This window comes from Pseudomonas sp. MPB23 (genome assembly GCF_046605395.1).
Taxonomy (GTDB): Bacteria; Pseudomonadota; Gammaproteobacteria; order Pseudomonadales; family Pseudomonadaceae; genus Aquipseudomonas.
Genome location: NZ_CP176771.1, coordinates 1,256,336 through 1,272,596, shown reverse-complemented (window position 1 = coordinate 1,272,596; position 16,261 = coordinate 1,256,336). Strand labels below are relative to the sequence as shown.

Genomic DNA, 16,261 nt, shown 5'->3' with positions numbered 1-16,261 from the left:
CCTGCCACCATGCACTGTCCCTTCTGCGGTGCCAACGACACCAAGGTCATTGACTCGCGTCTGGTCGCCGAGGGCGATCAAGTGCGTCGCCGGCGCGAATGCCTGGCCTGCGGTGAACGTTTCACCACCTTTGAAACCGCCGAACTGGTGTTGCCGCGCCTGATCAAATCTGACGGCAGCCGCCAGCCTTTCGACGAAGATAAATTGCGCGCCGGTATGCAGCGCGCCCTGGAAAAACGCCCGGTGAGTGTCGAGCGGCTGGAGGCGGCGCTGGCGCATATCAAGCACAAGCTGCGCGCGACCGGCGAGCGCGAGGTCAAGTCCCTGGTGGTTGGAGAACTGGTGATGGGCGAGCTGCAAAAGCTCGACGAAGTCGCCTATATCCGTTTCGCTTCGGTGTATCGACGCTTCCAGGACCTCAATGAGTTCCGCGAAGAGATCGACCGCCTGGCCCGTGAGCCGGTCAAAAAATGAACCCACCTTCTGCTGAACAGACCGTCCTCGACGCCCATTACATGGCCCGCGCCCTCGAACTGGCGCGCAACGGCCTGTACACCACCCATCCCAACCCGCGTGTGGGTTGCGTGATTGTGCGCGATGGGCAGATCGTCGGCGAAGGCTGGCACGTGCGTACCGGCGAGCCCCATGCCGAAGTGCATGCCTTGCGCGCGGCCGGTGACAAAGCCCGCGGCGCCACGGCCTACGTCACGCTCGAACCGTGCAGCCACTACGGCCATACCCCGCCGTGCGCCGATGCGCTGGTGAGCGCCGGGGTGGCGCGGGTGGTCGCGGCGATGCAGGACTCCAACCCGGACGTCGCCGGGCGCGGTATGCAGCGTCTGGCCCAGGCCGGCATCGACGTGCACAGCGGTGTACTCGAAGGGGAAGCGCGAGCCCTCAATAAAGGTTTCCTCAAGCGCATGGAACAGGGCCTGCCGTTTGTGCGGGTCAAGCTGGCGATGAGCCTGGACGGGCGCACCGCGATGGCCAGCGGCGAAAGCCAATGGATCACCGGCCCTGCCGCCCGCGCCGCCGTGCAGCGCCTGCGCGCCGAGGCCAGCGTGGTGCTGACCGGCGCCGACACGGTGCTGGCCGATGGTGCGCGCCTGACCGTGCGCGCCGCCGAACTCGGCCTGGACGCCGAAACCACCGCGCTGGCGATGTCACGCCCGCCGCTGCGCGTCTTGATCGACGGCCGCCTGCGGGTGCCGCTCAACGCACCGTTCTTCAAGGCCGGGCCGGCGCTGGTCATCACCTGCGTCACCGCCGAAAACCAGTTTCCCCGTGGCCCCGAGTGCCTGGTGGTGCCCGGTGTCGATGGCCAGGTCGACCTGCGCTCGGCGCTGGTGGCGCTGGCGGGCCGTGGCGTCAACGACGTGCTGGTGGAAGCCGGCCCAAGCCTGGCGGGCGCGTTCGCCCAGCAGGGCCTGGTGGACGAATACGTGATTTTCGTCGCCGGCAAGTTCCTCGGCTCCGCAGCCCGGCCATTGCTGGACTGGCCGCTTGAGAAACTGGCCGACGCCCCCCAACTCAAGATCACTGAAATGCGCGCAGTGGGCGATGACTGGCGAGTCACTGCCATCCCTGTGCCAGCAGCGAGCGTATAATTTTCGGCTTGCGCCCAGCGCGGCCCCGTTTTTCCAGGAGAAGGCCATGTTCACCGGCATTATCGAATCCATCGGCAGCATCCGCGCCATGACCCCCAAAGGCGGCGACGTGCGCCTGCTGGTCGACACCGGCAAGCTCGACCTCGGCGACGTCAAGCTGGGCGACAGCATCGCCGTCAGCGGCGTGTGCCTGACCGTCATCGAGCTGCCGGGCAATGGCTTTGCCGCCGATGTCAGCCGGGAAACCCTGGACTGCACCGCGATGAGCGACCTCAAGGCCGGCAGCCCGGTCAACCTGGAAAAAGCCCTCACTCCCACCACTCGCCTGGGCGGTCACCTGGTCAGCGGCCATGTCGACGGTGTCGGTGAAGTGGTGTCGCGCAGCGAAAACGCGCGTGCCGTGGAATTCCGCATCCGCGCGCCCAAAGAGCTGGCCAAGTACATCGCCCACAAAGGCTCGATCACCGTCGACGGCACCAGCCTGACCGTGAACGCCGTCAATGGCGCCGAATTCGCACTGACCATCATTCCCCACACCCTGAGCGAAACGATCATGGCCTCCTACCAGCCAGGTCGCCGGGTGAACCTGGAAGTCGACTTGCTTGCCCGTTACCTGGAGCGCCTGTTGCTGGGCGACAAGGCCGCAGAGCCTGCGCCCGGTACCATCACCGAAAGTTTTCTGGCCGCTAACGGCTACCTGAAATCCTGACCAAGGGGGTGCCCTGTGGCGCTCAATAGCATCGAAGAACTGGTTGAAGATATTCGCCAAGGCAAGATGGTCATCCTGATGGATGACGAAGACCGCGAAAATGAAGGCGACATCATCATGGCCGCCGAGATGTGTAAGGCCGAGCACATCAACTTCATGGCCAAGCACGCCCGTGGGCTGATCTGCATGCCCATGAGCCGCGAGCGCTGCGAATTGCTCAAGCTGCCGTTGATGTCGCCGCGCAATGGCTCGGGTTTCGGCACCAAGTTCACCGTCTCGATCGAAGCGACCACCGGCGTCACCACCGGTATCTCCGCTGCCGACCGCGCGCGCACCGTGCAAGCGGCCGCCGCCAAGGACGCCAAGGCTGAAGACATCGTCAGCCCGGGCCATATCTTCCCGCTGATGGCCCAGCCGGGCGGCACCCTGGCCCGCGCCGGCCACACCGAAGCCGCCTGCGACCTGGCGCGCATGGCCGGTTTCGAGCCGAGCGGCGTGATCTGCGAAGTGATGAACGATGACGGCACCATGGCCCGTCGTAGCGAACTCGAAACCTTTGCCGCCGAACACAACCTCAAGATCGGCACCATCGCCGACCTGATTCACTACCGCATGATCCATGAACGTACCGTTCAGCGGATTGCCGAGCAGCCGTTGGACAGCGAACTGGGCCAATTCAACCTGGTGACCTACCGTGATTCGGTGGAAGGCGACGTGCACATGGCGCTGACCCTGGGCACCATCTGCGCCGACGAACCGACCCTGGTGCGCGTGCACAACATGGACCCCTTGCGCGACCTGCTGATGGTCAAGCAACCGGGCCGCTGGAGCCTGCGCGCCGCCATGGCTGCGGTTTCCGCGGCCGGCAGCGGCGTGGTGCTGCTGCTGGGCAACCCGGTGGATGGCGACGTATTGCTCGCGCATATTCGCGAATCCGCCGAGAACACCCAGGTCAAAACACCGACCACCTACAGCATCGTCGGCGCCGGTTCGCAGATCCTGCGCGACCTCGGTGTACGCAAAATGCGCCTGATGAGTGCGCCGATGAAATTTAATGCGATATCCGGTTTCGACCTGGAAGTTGTAGAATACGTGCCCTCCGAATAAAGGCCGGCGATTCCTGCCTCTTGTTCGCGGTTAAATCATCACTGAGGGGCGCACTTTTCGCGTCCCGGCTCTTTAAGAGATTTGTCGAATGACCCTGAAGACCATCGAAGGTACCTTCATCGCCCCCAAAGGCCGCTATGCCCTGGTGGTTGGCCGTTTCAACAGCTTCGTGGTTGAAAGCCTGGTAAGCGGTGCCGTGGACGCCCTGGTTCGCCACGGTGTGAGCGAGAGCGACATCACTATTATCCGTGCCCCTGGCGCCTTCGAAATTCCGCTGGTTGCGCAAAAAGTTGCCCAGCAGGGTGAATACGCGGCGATCATCGCCCTGGGCGCGGTCATTCGTGGCGGTACTCCGCACTTCGAATACGTGGCTGGCGAATGCACCAAGGGCCTGGCCCAGGTGTCCATGGAGTTCGGCGTGCCCGTCGCGTTCGGCGTGCTGACCGTGGATTCCATCGAGCAAGCCATCGAACGTTCCGGCACCAAGGCCGGTAACAAAGGTGCCGAAGCTGCCCTGTCCGCCCTGGAAATGGTCAGCCTGCTGGCGCAGTTGGAGGCCAAGTGATTTCCGACGAGAGCGATCGTTTCAACCCACGCGACCCACGCCCGGCAGACGCGGGCAAGCCGTCCAAGAGCGTCAAGCGTCGCGAAGCGCGTCAGCTTGCGACCCAGGCGCTGTATCAGTGGCACATGGCGAAAACCTCGCTGAACGAAATCGAAGCGCAATTTCGCGTCGACAACGATTTCAGCGACGTCGATGCCAGCTACTTTCACGACATCCTGCACGGCGTCCCGGCCAACAAGACCGAGATCGACACCGCGCTGACGCCTTGCCTGGACCTGACCCTCGACGAGCTGGACCCGGTTGAACTGGCCGTACTGCGCCTGTCCACCTGGGAACTGCTCAAGCGCGTCGACGTGCCGTACCGCGTGGTGATCAACGAAGGCATCGAACTGGCGAAAGTCTACGGTTCGACCGACGGTCACAAGTTCGTCAACGGCGTGCTCGACAAGCTGGCCCCGCGCCTGCGCGAAGCCGAAGTGAAGGAACACAAGCGCTGATCCGCGCTTGAGTTCCCGATGGGCGAGTTTGAGCTGATCCGCAAATACTTCGCCGCCGCGCCCTGTGCGCAGGGCGGCGAAGGCATTGCCCTGGGGATCGGCGACGACTGCGCCTTGCTGGCGCTCCCCGCCGGGGAGCAGTTGGCGATCTCCACCGATACCCTGGTGGCCGGCGTGCATTTTGCCGACCCCTGCGATCCGTTCCTGCTCGGCCAGCGCTCGCTGGCTGTGGCGGTGAGCGACCTGGCGGCCATGGGCGCCAACCCCCTCGCGTTTACCCTTGCCCTGACCACGCCGACCGTCGATGCCGTTTGGCTGCAACGCTATGCCCAGGGTTTGAACACCATGGCGCAACGCTGCGGCGTGGGGTTGGTGGGCGGCGACACCACGCGCGGGCCGCTGAGCCTGACCATGACCGTGTTCGGCCGTGTACCGGCCGGGCAGGCGTTGACGCGCCGTGGCGCACGGCCGGGGGACCTGCTGTGTGTCGGCGGCGAACTGGGCAATGCTGCCGGCGCCTTGCCGCTGGTATTGGGGCAGCGCACTGCCGACGTGACCATCGCCCACCCGCTGCTGGCCCACTACTGGTCGCCGCAGCCGCAACTGGCCCTGGGCCTGGCCCTTCGGGGCAAGGCCACTGCGGCGATGGATATTTCCGATGGGCTTTTGGCCGATTGCGGGCATATCGCCAAGGCATCGGCGGTCCGCCTGCTGATCGAGTGCGAGAAGCTGCCGTTGTCCGACGCGTTGCTGGCGTTTGTCGGCGAGGACGAAGCGCGGGTGGCTGCCTTGAGCGGCGGCGACGACTACGTGCTGGCCTTCACCTTGCCGTCTGTCGCATTGGCACCTCTGCTGGCCGGTGGCTGGCCGATCCATGTGATCGGCCGGGTCGAGGCGGGGCAGGGCGTAACCCTGCTCGACGGCAACGGGCAGGACATCACCCCGGCCGTTCATGGCTATCAACATTTTCGCGAGACGCTTTAACCGGATGAGCTGGGCTACCCTCTACTGTCATATGGATGCATGACTTGCAGGAGGTCATCACTATGGGTGTGCGCCGCTGGTGGCTGATACTGCTGTGTGCCTTTACGGTCCTGGTGCAGGCGCAGGTGCCGGGCAACATCTTGCTGGCCAGTGAAGCCTGGGACGATTACACCAACGCCGACGGCAGCGGCCTGGCCTGGGAGGTACTGCACCAGGTCTTCGATCCGGTCGGGATCACGCTGCAGACGCGCACCGTGCCCTACACCCGTTCTGTCGGCCTGGCCCAGCGCGGCGAGGTGGACGGCTGGGTCGGCGCTTACCGTGATGAAGCCGCGGGCGTGCTGTACCCGTACTGGAACTACGATTCGGATCATATCTATGCCCTCGGGCTCGCCACGTTAAGCAAACCGACCGCAGTCACGCTGGGCCACTATCGCCTGGCCTGGGTTCGCGGCTACAAGTACGAACAGTACTTGCCCAATGTCCGGCAGTTCGATCAGATCCAGCGCCGTGACGGGATTCTGCCGATGCTCGAATACGGTCGGGCCGATTTCTACATTGATGCCCTTACCGAAGCCCAATACGTGCTCAGCCAGTCAAACGACGCCTCGAAGTTCCAGCTCATCCACATCGCCGAACTGCCGCTGTATGTAGGCTTTGCCGATAACGAGCGTGGGCGCGGCCTGATGACGGTTTTTGACCAGCGCATGGCCACCCTGGTGAAAAGCGGCGAGCTCAGGCCGATTTTCCAACGCTGGAAACAGCCCTATCCGTTCTGACCTGCATAGAACCAGGAAGAAGGCCAATCGAACCGATTGATCTTTGTCAGTGATAATTCAGCTTAAGCGTCCGTTGGAACCTGCTGTTACAATGGCCGCCTTTGTAAAAACTGAAATCAGGAGCACACGGTGCCCGTCGTTTTCGTCGCTGCTTCCAAGCTGCCTACCCCTTTCGCCACGTTCACCATGCATGGCTTTCTCGAACAAGCCACCGGGCGCGAGCACGTTGTGCTCAGCCTGGGCGATATCGCTGATGGCGCGCCGGTGCTGGGCCGCATCCACTCCGAGTGCCTGACCGGCGATGCGCTGTTCAGCCAGCGCTGCGACTGCGGTTCGCAATTGGAAGCGGCCATGCAGGCCATCGCCCGTGAAGGCCGTGGGGTGCTGCTGTACTTGCGCCAGGAAGGCCGTGGCATTGGCCTGCTGAACAAGATCCGCGCCTACGAACTGCAGGATGGCGGCGCCGATACCGTCGAAGCCAACGAGCGCCTGGGTTTCGCCGCGGACCAGCGCGACTATGGCATCTGCCTGCCGATGCTGCAGCACCTGGGGGTCAAATCCCTGCGCCTGATGACCAACAACCCGCGCAAGGTCAAAGCCTTGACCGAGATGGGCATCACCGTGGCCGAACGCGTGCCGCTGCACACCGGGCACAACCCGCACAACAAACTCTACCTCGCCACCAAAGCCAGCAAGCTCGACCACATGATGGGCAACGAGCACCAGGGCGAGGTCGACCGCGCGTGACCCGTGGCCAGGTGAAACGGCGACTGTCCTTCAACTGGTGGCAGTACCTGGCCCTGGCGCTGCTCCCGCTGTTCGTGATCAACCTGGTGTTTGGCCAGGCCGAGCCCTTGCTGCCGGTGCTGGCCATGCCGTTCTTTATCGCCGGCGTAGCGTCGATGTTCCTCAGCCTGCGTTATTTCCATGGCTATAAGCGCGCGCTGATCGCCACCTCCAAAGCCCTCGATACCCCTGAAGAGCCGGCGGCCTGGATCACCTTGGCGGCCCGTCGACGCGCGGCGTTGCTGGTGGCTGCCGTACCGGCGTGGATCGGTGCGCTGGCGGTGTTCGTCGGCCTGGAAGCAGTGCCGCTGTTTCTGCTGGCGCTGTCGACCCTGGTGCTGTTTTACCTCTATCGCATCCCGCGTCAGTTGGGATGAAGCGTCGCTGGCTGGCGCTCCTGCTGCTGGCGTGCTGCGCCCAGGCCCTGGCGGTCGAACGGGTGGTCAGCCTGGCGCCGTCGCTGTCTGAAATCGTAGTCGAGCTGGGCGCCGCCGACCTGCTGGTGGGGGTGCTCGATGGCGGTGAGCGTCCGGCGGCGTTGGCGAAGGTGGCGTCGGTGGGGCATTACGGCCAACTGGACATGGAGCGCCTGCTCAGCCTCAATCCCGACCTGATCCTGCTCTGGCCCGGCAGCATCGGTCCGGCCCAGCGCGAGCAGTTGCAGCGCTTGAATATCCCGGTGTACGTCGCCGAACCCCACAGTCTTGAACAACTCACTGCCCAAGTGCAGGCCATCGCCGAGCAATTGGGGCGTGCCGACGCCGGTCGGCAATTGGCCGCGCAGTTGCGCCAGCGCCTGGCCGACCTGCGCCAGCGCTATCGACGTACCGAGCCGTTGCGAGTGTTTTACCAGGTGTGGAACCAACCGCTGTACACCGTGGGGGGCGGGCAGATCATCAGTGATGCGTTGACGGTGTGCGGTGCGCGCAATGTGTTCGACGACCTGACGCTGCCCGCGCCGCAGGTCAGCATCGAATCGGTGTTGCAGCGTAATCCCGAGATGATTCTGGTGGGGGACCAGGCCCAGTTGCAGGCCTGGAAGGCTTGGCCCTCGATGGCCGCGCGAGTGCGCCTGGTGCCAGACAAGGGCCTGGAGCGGCCCAGCGGGCAAATGCTGGAAGCCGTAGCGCGGCTATGTAAAGTGATAACCCCGCCCTTGTAGGCGCGAGCTCGCGAAGACCGTTAACGATGACACGAGCATCCTGGACGAACGCGGCGCTCTCAGGTTTTTCGCGAGCAAGCTCGCTCCTACGGGGTCCAGGTGATGCCGAGCATCCAGGTGCGGCCTTCTTCGCGATAGTCCTGGTTGTTCAGGAAGTCCGGATCGTTGTAGCTGTAGCGGGCCCGCGCATACGTCTTGTCCAGCAGGTTATCGACCTTCAGCGACAACGACACTTCATGCGTTACCGTCCAACTGCTGCGCAGCCCGAGCAAGGCATAGCCGCCCAGGCGCTGGGTGTTGTCTTCATCGTCATAGCTGTTGCTGATCGCCTGCCAACTGGCACCGAACGCGAATTGATCGAATGACCGGTCCAGGTCCAGGTTCAACGTGCGCCTCGCCCGGCGAGCCAGGGTATGGCCGCTGTCGCGGTCGCGCGGGTCGATGATCGAAAGCCCCAGGTTGCCTTGCCAGCCAAACAGCTCCTGCTTGAGCGCCGCTTCAAAACCATTGATCCGTGCGGATGCCACGTTCTGCGGCTTGCCACTGCGGTCGAGGATGATCGCGTCGCTCAAATCGGTGCGGTACACCGACGCTTCCAGGCGCGTGCTGTCGCTCAGTTGGCTGCGCCATTGCAGCTCGTAGCTCTTGGAGGTTTCGGGCTGCAGATTGGGGTTGCTGTACTTCGTGTCCGGGTAATAGAGATCGTTGAAGGTCGGCGCGCGAAAGCCTTCGCTGTAGGTCAGCAGCACATCGTTATTGGGATTGATCGGCACGGTGAGGGTGCCGCTCCAACTGTTCTGGCCGCCAAACTGTTGGTTCTGGTCATGGCGCAGGCCCAGCTCGGTGGAAAACCATTCGCTGTGGAAACGATGCTGGACAAAGGCGGCGCGGTTCCAGCGGCTGTTTTCGCTGAACGTGGTGGAGCCGTGGAAGCGGTCTTCGTACCAGTCGCCGCCGAGGATCAGGCTGTTGCGGTCATTCAGGGGCAGGTCATTCTGCCAGTTGATCGAGTCGCGGTAGGTGTTGAACACACTGAAGTCATCGCTGAGGGTGTCGCGCTTGGTATCGCGGTTCTCGCTGTGGCCCAGTTCCAGGCGCGATTGCCAACCTTCGCTGAGGCGGGCGTCGACATAGCCGCTGGCGCTGCTGACGGCGTAGTCGGTGTAGGGTTTCTGGCCGACGGTCTGCCCGGTGGCGACGACGTAGCGACCGAAGCTGTTGTCGTACTCTGACTTGCCGCGGCTATCCAGCAGGTTGAATCCCACTTCCAATTCTTCGCTGAACGAATGGCTGAGGTTCAGGCTGACGGACTGGTTGCGGTAGGCATCGTGGTCGCCATCACTGGGGAACGAGGTGCGTGTCGAATTGATGCCGGCGGTTTCATCCAGGCTCGCGCCCAGGTTGAAGCGTGTGTGTTCGTCGCCGCCGGAAAGGCCAAGGCTGCGTTCCCAGGTCTGGTGGCTGCCGAAGCCGAGCTTCAGGCGCGGCTGCAGGCCTTGCTCCGCGTTGCGCCGGGTAAAGACCTGGATCACCCCGCCAATCGCATCTGCCATAGATCACCAGCGTGAGCCGCGCAGACTTCCACGTTCGATCTGGTCGACGTTGAGGTATTGAGCCGCGCAGCACTTCCACCCGTTCGATCTGGTCGACGTTGAGGTATTGCAGGCCGCTGTCGCCGGAGGTGGTATTGGCTATGCGTTGGCCATCCACCAGCACCAGGCTTTGCGCGGATTTGGTGCCGCGAATATAAATCCCGGGCAAGCTGCCACGGCCGCCGCTGGGCACGACTTGCACGCCGGGCACGCGGCTGAGCAGGTCGGTGAGGCTGGTGGGTTGCAGGCGGTCGATGTCGTCGCGGGTGAACACGGTGTTGGCGGCGCTGCTGTCATTGCGCGCCTGGACCTGGCGGTTGGCGCTGATGACCACATCGGGGAGTTTCAGCGCGGCGTCGCGGGCGTCGGCGAGCAGGTCGTGGGCTGGCAGAAGCAGCAAGGGCAGGGCGAGACGAAGATGATTCATGGGCTGTCCATAACGTTGAACATAGACACCAAACCAGTGTGGGAGGGGCTTGCTCCCGATAGCAGTGGTTCAGTCGCAACAGCTACAACTGAATACCGCTATCGGGAGCAAACCTCCTCCCACATGTTGACCGGGTTTACAGGCCCAGGAGTGTCATGCGTTCGCGAACCGACGCCTCAATGCCCGTCTCGTCGAGACCGCACTCGGCGAGCATCTGCGCCGGCTTGGCGTGTTCGACGTACATATCCGGCAAGCCCAGGTGCAGCACCGACTTGAGGATGTTTTCCCGCGCCAGGAACTCGCTGACTGCCGCACCGGCGCCGCCCATGATGGCGTTTTCTTCGACCGTCACCAGCAACTCATGGCCGGCGGCGATCTCGCGCACCAGCGCTTCATCCAGCGGTTTGACGAAACGCATGTCGACCACGGTGGCGCCGATCTTCTCGGCCACTTTTAGCACTTCGGCCAATTGCACGCCGAACACCAGGAAGGCGGTCTTGCTGCCTTGGCGCCGCACGATGCCCTTGCCGATCTCGATCGGAGCCAGGTCTTTTTCGATCACCGCGTTCGGGCCGTTGCCGCGCGGGTAACGCACGGCGGCCGGGCCGTTGTACAGGTGGCCGGTGCTGAGCATTTTGCGCAGTTCGTTTTCGTCGCTGGGGGTCATCACCAGCATGCCGGGGATGCAGCGCAGGTATGACAGGTCGAAACTGCCGGCGTGGGTCGGGCCGTCTTCGCCCACCAGGCCGGCGCGGTCGATGGCGAACAGCACGTCGAGGTGCTGCACTGCGACGTCATGCACCAACTGGTCGTAGGCGCGTTGCAGGAACGTGGAGTAGATCGCGACGACCGGCTTGGCGCCTTCGCAGGCCATGCCGGCGGCGAAGGTCACCGCGTGTTGCTCAGCGATGGCGACGTCGAAGTAGCGCAGCGGGAAACGCTCGCTGAACGCCACCAGGTCGGAGCCTTCCTTCATCGCCGGGGTAATGCCCACCAGGCGCGGGTCGGCGGCCGCCATGTCGCACAGCCATTCGCCGAACACGCCGGAATACTTCGGCCCGCTGGCCGTTTTCGGCGCGGCGGGGGCGTCCAGGGGTTCGAGCTTGGTGATCGCGTGGTAACCGATCGGGTCGACTTCCGCCGGGGCGAAGCCTTTGCCTTTTTTGGTGACGATGTGCAGGAACTGCGGGCCTTTGAGGTCACGCATGTTGCGTAGCGTGGCGATCAGGGTCGGCAGGTCGTGGCCGTCGATCGGGCCGATGTAGTTCCAGCCCAGCTCTTCGAACAGCGTGCCGGGGACCAGCATGCCCTTGGCATATTCTTCGGTGCGGCGGGCGATTTCCCACGCGCCGGGCAGACGCGACAGCACTTTCTTGCTGCCTTCGCGCATGCTCGCGTAGGTACGGCTGGAGAGGATTTTGGCCAGGTAATTCGACAGGCCACCGACATTGCGCGAGATCGACATGTCGTTGTCGTTGAGGATCACCAGCATGTTGGCGTCCACTTCCGGCGCATGGTTCAGCGCTTCGAAGGCCATGCCGGCGGTCAGCGCGCCGTCACCGATCACGGCAATCGCCTTGCGATCGCTGCCTTGCAGGCGGGAGGCAATCGCCATGCCCAGCGCGGCACTGATCGAGGTGCTGGAGTGGCCGACGCCAAAGGTGTCGTACTCGCTCTCGGAGCGACGCGGGAAGGCGGCGATGCCGCCCTTCTGGCGCAGGGTGCTCATGCGCTCGCGACGGCCAGTGAGGATCTTATGCGGATACGCCTGATGGCCCACGTCCCACACCAGCCGGTCGTCGGGGGTGTCGAACACGTAATGCAGCGCGATGGTCAGCTCGATGACGCCCAGACCGGCACCGAAATGCCCACCGGTCTGGCCGACCGTGTAGAGCAATTCCAGGCGCAATTCATCGGCCAGGGTTTCCAGCTCGGCTTCACCCAGACGACGCAGGCCGTCCGGCGTGGCAGCACGGTCGAGCAGGGGCGTGGACGGGCGTTTGCGGGGAATCTCTTGAAACGTCGTGGGCATCAGGCGAATCGTTATAGGTATAGAAGAGGCGGCAGTTTACCTCAAGCATCGCAAACTGCCCACGCAGAGCGCCGAACTTGGCTGATATGCGGCTGCAATGGCCGCGGTTATCAGTGGCGGCGTTCGACGATATACCGCGCCAGGTCCCGCAATGGCTCGGCCGCTGCGTCGAAAGGTCGCAGGGCCGCCAGGGCCTGGTCGCGCAGCTCGATGGCATACGCCTTGGCCGCTGCCAGCCCGAGCAATGCAGGGTATGTCGGCTTGTCCCGGGCGATATCGGCACCTTGGCGCTTGCCCAGGGTGGCGGTGTCACTTTCCACGTCGAGAATGTCGTCCTGCACCTGGAACGCCAGGCCGATGGCCTGCGCGTAAGTCTTCAGCGCCGCCAATTGAGTGGCCTCGGCACGACCGCTGGCCAGGGCGCCCAGGTGAACGGCCGCTTCGATCAAGGCACCGGTCTTGTGGCGGTGCATGTATTCCAGCGCGTGTCGATCCAGCTTCTGGCCCACCGAACCGAGGTCGATGGCCTGGCCACCGACCATGCCGGCCGGTCCCGCAGCCACGGCCAGCGCGGTGACCATGCGCAAGCTGATCTCGGCATTGACGCTGCTCAGCGCCGGGTCCAGCAAGGCGCTGAACGCCAGGCTTTGCAGGCCGTCACCGGCGAGGATCGCGCAGGCTTCATCAAAGGCTTTATGGGTGGTGGGCTGGCCGCGACGCAAATCATCGTCGTCCATCGCCGGCAAATCGTCATGCACCAGGGAATAGGCGTGGATCAACTCCACCGCGCAGGCCGCGCCGTTGGCCTGCTCGGCCGGTGCGCCCAGGGCTTCGCAGGCGGCATAGGCCAGCAGTGGGCGCACACGCTTGCCGCCATTCATCACGCTGTAGCGCATGGCTTCGTAAAGACGCTTGAGTTCGGGGCTTGGCGCAACAAACAAGGGTTCCAATGCCGCATTGACCCGGGCTTGGCTACTGGCCTGATACGCGTCGATCATTCGGGCTGTTCCGCATCGAAAGGTTCTTCGGCCAACTCCCCGTCACGCTCCAGCAACACCTGCACCTTCTGCTCCGCCTGCGCCAGGGCGCTCTGGCAGTCGCGGGTCAGGCCGATACCTTGCTCAAACGCCGTCAGCGAGTCTTCCAGCGACAACTCGCCGTTCTCCAGACGCTCGACCAATGTTTGCAGGTCGGCGAGGGATTGTTCGAAATCGAGTGCAACTTTTTTGCGGGCCATGGCGGCTATTCCGGTAGACGGTAAACCGGCGCGACACTAGCAGACATGGGGGATGGGGGCAAATGAGCGGGGGCGTCACTCGCCTGCTGTATTGACCCGATAACGTGTGCTGCGGCCGCCTGCGGGGAGGCGGGTCAGGCAGTTCTGACAGCAATGCGTTGGCTCATTCCCCTCAACGCCCGACATTGGAAGCCTGCGCGGCAACGTGCGTTTGCGGTGCAGGGAACAACAAGTGATGCCAATTCAATCGGTGTGCGAGATGGTGGAATGCCTGGTGCGTGAGCCGAATAGAGAGGTTATTCGGCTCATTCAGTGAGCCGGTTGCGCTTCGGGTTCGGCTCAGGGTCTAGTCAGAGGGTCAGTGCTTTCAATTTTTTGACTTATGTCTTCTGGGCGCTATAGCTACCAGCAACCACTTGAAAAACGACCTCTCCGCCATTGCTCGCTGTAAAGCAGTAGCTTTTTCCCGTTTCACTGGGGTCGAGTCTAATGGCCTCTTGTGAAAGGCTTGAGTTTTCTTCCTCGTACATATCGCATATTTCAGATCCGACGGCGCCTATCCCTTGAAAGGCAACTAGATCGTTGAATGTGATCTCCCATGACGTTTCTTGCCAATCTGTGAACTCCATAATCAATGTGTTTCGGTGACAAGTTACTTTTTCAATTGTTCCATCTGAAACAGGGAATGTCGTCATGTCAGATTCCTGGATGTTTTTCGCCCGGTAGAAAGCCGGTTCCGTGCCCTTCTTTATAGTTCTCGGGCTTCACCTTAATTATTAGTCTGTTTTTCTCAGCCTTTTTCCAATTCAAATCATTTGGTTTGAGCTCTATATGGTAGTGCTCGCCGTGATGTCTCGGTACGAATAGGCCTGCATCGCCTGGATGGCTCTCAAACCTTATTCGGGTATCGCTATTGGGTCTCCACTCCATTCGTTGAGTATCATGTTTTGTCTTAGATACTTTGGGGGGCACTCCTAAAACGTCGGTTAAGTCATTTGGGTCTTTTGGAAAATGAGTGCGGGCATCGGGTTGCGCTGGCACACCTTCATTAACCTGATGTTGTAGTGTTGGCTCCTCAACAGAAAGCGATGGTCTACACCCGTCACCTCCAGGGCAGTTGCTCAACCCCAGCGGATCCACCCACCCCGTAGGATTGGGCGCGTACTGGTACCTATTGATCCCACCCGCCAACTTCACCGGATCCGGCGTCAGGTAGCGACCGATATCCGGATTGTAGTAGCGATGGCGGTTGTAGTGCAGCCCGCTTTCTTGATCGAAGTATTGCCCCTGGAAGCGCAGGGGATTGTCGATTTTTCCGCTGTCGAGGCGGGCGATTTCGCCGTAGGCGCGGTAGTGGGCGGACCAGACGATTTCGCCGGCGGCGGCGGTGAGTTCCTGTGGGGTGCCGAGGTGGTCGAGTTGGTAGTGGTAGGGCTTTGTTTCGTCTGGACCAAAGCCTTCCAGCAGGGCCAGCGGGCGGAAGCTGTCGGGTTCGTAGTGGTAGCGGTGTTCGCCCTTGCGGGTGTCGAGCAGGCGGGTGAGGTTGCCGGATGGGTCGTAGTCGTACTGGCGTTGGTAGCGGTGCTGCGCCTGTTGGGTGACGGTGTGGGCATGCAGGCGTTGCTGGTCGTCGTAGTGGTAGTGGCTGAGCAGTTGGCCTTGCCGTGGTTGAACACCACGCGGTTGTTGTCCGGCAGGCGCAGGTGTTGAAGTTGGCCGCAGGCGTCGTAGCCATAGCGCAAGGTGCCCCAGCCTTGGTGTTCGGCGGTGAGGCGGTCTTGGTGGTCGTATTCGTAGGCCAGCGCCCAGTGGCCGTCGTTGACGCTGAGGAGGTTGCCTTGGCGGTCGTAGGCATAGTCGACAGTGCTGCCATCGGGCAGGGTTTTTCTTACGAGGCGGCCGGCGTGATCGCGCTTGTAGCAGGTAATTAGCTGACTGCCGTCGTCGCCGTGTTCGGTCTTTTCCTGCAGGTTGCCGTTGAGGTCATAGGCGTAAGCGGTGCGCTGGCCGTCAAAGCCGGTTTCCTGCCGGATCAGGCCGTTGGGGTGGTAGTCGAGCGTGTAGGGCTCGCCGACCTCGTTTTCGACCTCGGTCAGCAATAACCTGACGTTGTCATAGCGGTATTTGACCTGGGTGCCATCGGCATTGATGCGGCGGCTGATCAGGTGCAGGCCGTCGGCGTATTCGTAGCGGGTGACGTGGCCGCGTTCATCGCGCTCGGCGGTGATTTTTCCGTAGGGGTTGTAGCTGTAGTCGGTCACGTGACCAGCGGGATCGGTCTTACGCGTGACGTCGCCCTGGTCATTGCGCTCGTACTTCCAGACCGCCTCGCCGCGCCGCACAACCCGTACGAATCCGTTGTCGTGCTCGTAGGTCGTCGGCTCATCGTCCCCCGGAAACAGCGCCACCAAGCGTCCGGCGTCGTCGTATTGCCGTGTTCATTTAGCATGACCACGGTGGCGCTACCGTCATCCAGCCCGATTACTTCAATTGGGATGTCACCAATCGGCACGTCATATACCGACTCGAATGTGCTCTCGATCTTCAGTTCGCCGCCCAACGGACACATGGCAACACTGCCGATAAAGTCTGGGTCGTTCATGCCGACCGAGGTCTGCGAGTCTCCCACCCGCAGCACACGATCCATCCCCAGCAACGACGGCATATCCGCCGCATCGCTCACAGAGTCCAGCGCACGCGAATACCACGCCCTCATCTGCTGGCGATATATCGCCAGGCTCTGATGAAAGCCATCCAGTTCGTGTTCGATAAGGGCA

General features: G+C 62.7%; 15 protein-coding genes and 2 pseudogenes. 11 read left to right on the top strand and 6 right to left on the bottom strand.

The window, feature by feature from the left end; all coding sequences use genetic code 11:
* Positions 1–9 precede the first annotated feature (9 nt).
* The 11 genes from nrdR to ACLH0J_RS05765 all read left to right on the top strand — a co-directional run bounded on the left by nrdR (position 10) and on the right by ACLH0J_RS05765 (position 8,196).
* A complete protein-coding gene (gene nrdR / locus ACLH0J_RS05815) occupies positions 10–474 on the top strand; it encodes a transcriptional regulator NrdR (RefSeq protein ID WP_010566829.1) in 465 nt (154 codons plus the stop codon).
* A complete protein-coding gene (gene ribD, locus ACLH0J_RS05810; protein WP_411391224.1) occupies positions 471–1,607 on the top strand; it encodes a bifunctional diaminohydroxyphosphoribosylaminopyrimidine deaminase/5-amino-6-(5-phosphoribosylamino)uracil reductase RibD in 1,137 nt (378 codons plus the stop codon). Before nrdR ends, ribD begins: the two co-directional genes overlap by 4 nt.
* A 46-nt stretch (positions 1,608–1,653) precedes the next feature.
* Positions 1,654–2,316: a riboflavin synthase gene (locus ACLH0J_RS05805; RefSeq protein WP_411391223.1), complete on the top strand. Its 663-nt coding sequence runs from the start codon at positions 1,654–1,656 to the stop codon at positions 2,314–2,316.
* 15 nt (positions 2,317–2,331) lie between these two features.
* Positions 2,332–3,423, top strand: coding sequence for a bifunctional 3,4-dihydroxy-2-butanone-4-phosphate synthase/GTP cyclohydrolase II (ribBA, locus tag ACLH0J_RS05800; RefSeq protein ID WP_010566826.1), 1,092 nt, complete (start codon positions 2,332–2,334; stop codon positions 3,421–3,423).
* Between the two features lie 88 nt (positions 3,424–3,511).
* Positions 3,512–3,988, top strand: a complete 477-nt coding sequence (gene ribE / locus ACLH0J_RS05795) for a 6,7-dimethyl-8-ribityllumazine synthase (RefSeq protein ID WP_003209986.1) — start codon at positions 3,512–3,514, stop codon at positions 3,986–3,988.
* Positions 3,985–4,485: a transcription antitermination factor NusB gene (nusB, locus tag ACLH0J_RS05790; RefSeq protein WP_411391222.1), complete on the top strand. Its 501-nt coding sequence runs from the start codon at positions 3,985–3,987 to the stop codon at positions 4,483–4,485. Before ribE ends, nusB begins: the two co-directional genes overlap by 4 nt.
* Positions 4,486–4,503: 18 nt before the next feature.
* On the top strand, positions 4,504–5,469 hold the full coding sequence (gene thiL / locus ACLH0J_RS05785) for a thiamine-phosphate kinase (protein ID WP_411391221.1): 966 nt from the start codon (positions 4,504–4,506) through the stop codon (positions 5,467–5,469).
* A gap of 62 nt (positions 5,470–5,531) precedes the next feature.
* The gene (locus ACLH0J_RS05780) at positions 5,532–6,248 is read left to right on the top strand and encodes a substrate-binding periplasmic protein (protein ID WP_411391220.1); all 717 of its coding nucleotides are present in this window, start codon (positions 5,532–5,534) and stop codon (positions 6,246–6,248) included.
* 129 nt (positions 6,249–6,377) lie between these two features.
* Positions 6,378–6,995, top strand: a complete 618-nt coding sequence (gene ribA / locus ACLH0J_RS05775) for a GTP cyclohydrolase II (RefSeq protein ID WP_411391219.1) — start codon at positions 6,378–6,380, stop codon at positions 6,993–6,995.
* Positions 6,992–7,411 carry an MFS transporter gene (locus tag ACLH0J_RS05770; protein WP_411391218.1) on the top strand — a complete coding sequence of 140 codons (420 nt, stop codon included), beginning with the start codon at positions 6,992–6,994 and terminating at the stop codon, positions 7,409–7,411. Before ribA ends, ACLH0J_RS05770 begins: the two co-directional genes overlap by 4 nt.
* Positions 7,408–8,196 (top strand): cobalamin-binding protein, encoded by a 789-nt coding sequence (locus ACLH0J_RS05765; RefSeq protein WP_411391217.1) that lies wholly within the window; start codon positions 7,408–7,410, stop codon positions 8,194–8,196. The genes ACLH0J_RS05770 and ACLH0J_RS05765 overlap by 4 nt, the downstream gene beginning before the upstream one ends.
* 86 nt (positions 8,197–8,282) lie before the next feature.
* Here the strand turns inward: ACLH0J_RS05765 and ACLH0J_RS05760 are convergent.
* The 6 genes and pseudogenes from ACLH0J_RS05760 to ACLH0J_RS05735 form a co-directional block, all read right to left on the bottom strand.
* Positions 8,283–10,215: pseudogene (locus ACLH0J_RS05760) on the bottom strand (TonB-dependent receptor domain-containing protein).
* Positions 10,216–10,351: 136 nt separating this feature from the next.
* On the bottom strand, positions 10,352–12,247 hold the full coding sequence (gene dxs / locus ACLH0J_RS05755) for a 1-deoxy-D-xylulose-5-phosphate synthase (RefSeq protein ID WP_411391216.1): 1,896 nt from the start codon (positions 12,245–12,247) through the stop codon (positions 10,352–10,354).
* Positions 12,248–12,357: 110 nt separating this feature from the next.
* On the bottom strand, positions 12,358–13,245 hold the full coding sequence (gene ispA / locus ACLH0J_RS05750; RefSeq protein ID WP_411391215.1) for a (2E,6E)-farnesyl diphosphate synthase: 888 nt from the start codon (positions 13,243–13,245) through the stop codon (positions 12,358–12,360).
* The gene (locus ACLH0J_RS05745) at positions 13,242–13,484 is read right to left on the bottom strand and encodes an exodeoxyribonuclease VII small subunit (protein ID WP_003176346.1); all 243 of its coding nucleotides are present in this window, start codon (positions 13,482–13,484) and stop codon (positions 13,242–13,244) included. The genes ispA and ACLH0J_RS05745 overlap by 4 nt, the downstream gene beginning before the upstream one ends.
* A gap of 380 nt (positions 13,485–13,864) precedes the next feature.
* A complete protein-coding gene (locus tag ACLH0J_RS05740; RefSeq protein ID WP_411391214.1) occupies positions 13,865–14,179 on the bottom strand; it encodes a hypothetical protein in 315 nt (104 codons plus the stop codon).
* A 1-nt stretch (position 14,180) separates the two neighbouring features.
* Positions 14,181–15,916 (bottom strand): annotated as a pseudogene (locus tag ACLH0J_RS05735) (RHS repeat domain-containing protein); the annotation flags it as partial.
* Positions 15,917–16,261 lie beyond the last annotated feature (345 nt).

Bases quoted from the DNA above. Each gene is read 5' to 3' on its own strand.
- nrdR (WP_010566829.1), top strand. From the start codon at position 10: ATGCACTGTCCCTTCTGCGGTGCCAACGACACCAAGGTCATTGACTCG.
- ribD (WP_411391224.1), top strand. From the start codon at position 471: ATGAACCCACCTTCTGCTGAACAGACCGTCCTCGACGCCCATTACATG.
- ACLH0J_RS05805 (WP_411391223.1), top strand. From the start codon at position 1,654: ATGTTCACCGGCATTATCGAATCCATCGGCAGCATCCGCGCCATGACC.
- ribE (WP_003209986.1), top strand. From the start codon at position 3,512: ATGACCCTGAAGACCATCGAAGGTACCTTCATCGCCCCCAAAGGCCGC.
- thiL (WP_411391221.1), top strand. From the start codon at position 4,504: ATGGGCGAGTTTGAGCTGATCCGCAAATACTTCGCCGCCGCGCCCTGT.
- ACLH0J_RS05780 (WP_411391220.1), top strand. From the start codon at position 5,532: ATGGGTGTGCGCCGCTGGTGGCTGATACTGCTGTGTGCCTTTACGGTC.
- ACLH0J_RS05765 (WP_411391217.1), top strand. From the start codon at position 7,408: ATGAAGCGTCGCTGGCTGGCGCTCCTGCTGCTGGCGTGCTGCGCCCAG.
- dxs (WP_411391216.1), bottom strand. From the start codon at position 12,247: ATGCCCACGACGTTTCAAGAGATTCCCCGCAAACGCCCGTCCACGCCC.
- ispA (WP_411391215.1), bottom strand. From the start codon at position 13,245: ATGATCGACGCGTATCAGGCCAGTAGCCAAGCCCGGGTCAATGCGGCA.
- ACLH0J_RS05745 (WP_003176346.1), bottom strand. From the start codon at position 13,484: ATGGCCCGCAAAAAAGTTGCACTCGATTTCGAACAATCCCTCGCCGAC.
- ACLH0J_RS05740 (WP_411391214.1), bottom strand. From the start codon at position 14,179: ATGACGACATTCCCTGTTTCAGATGGAACAATTGAAAAAGTAACTTGT.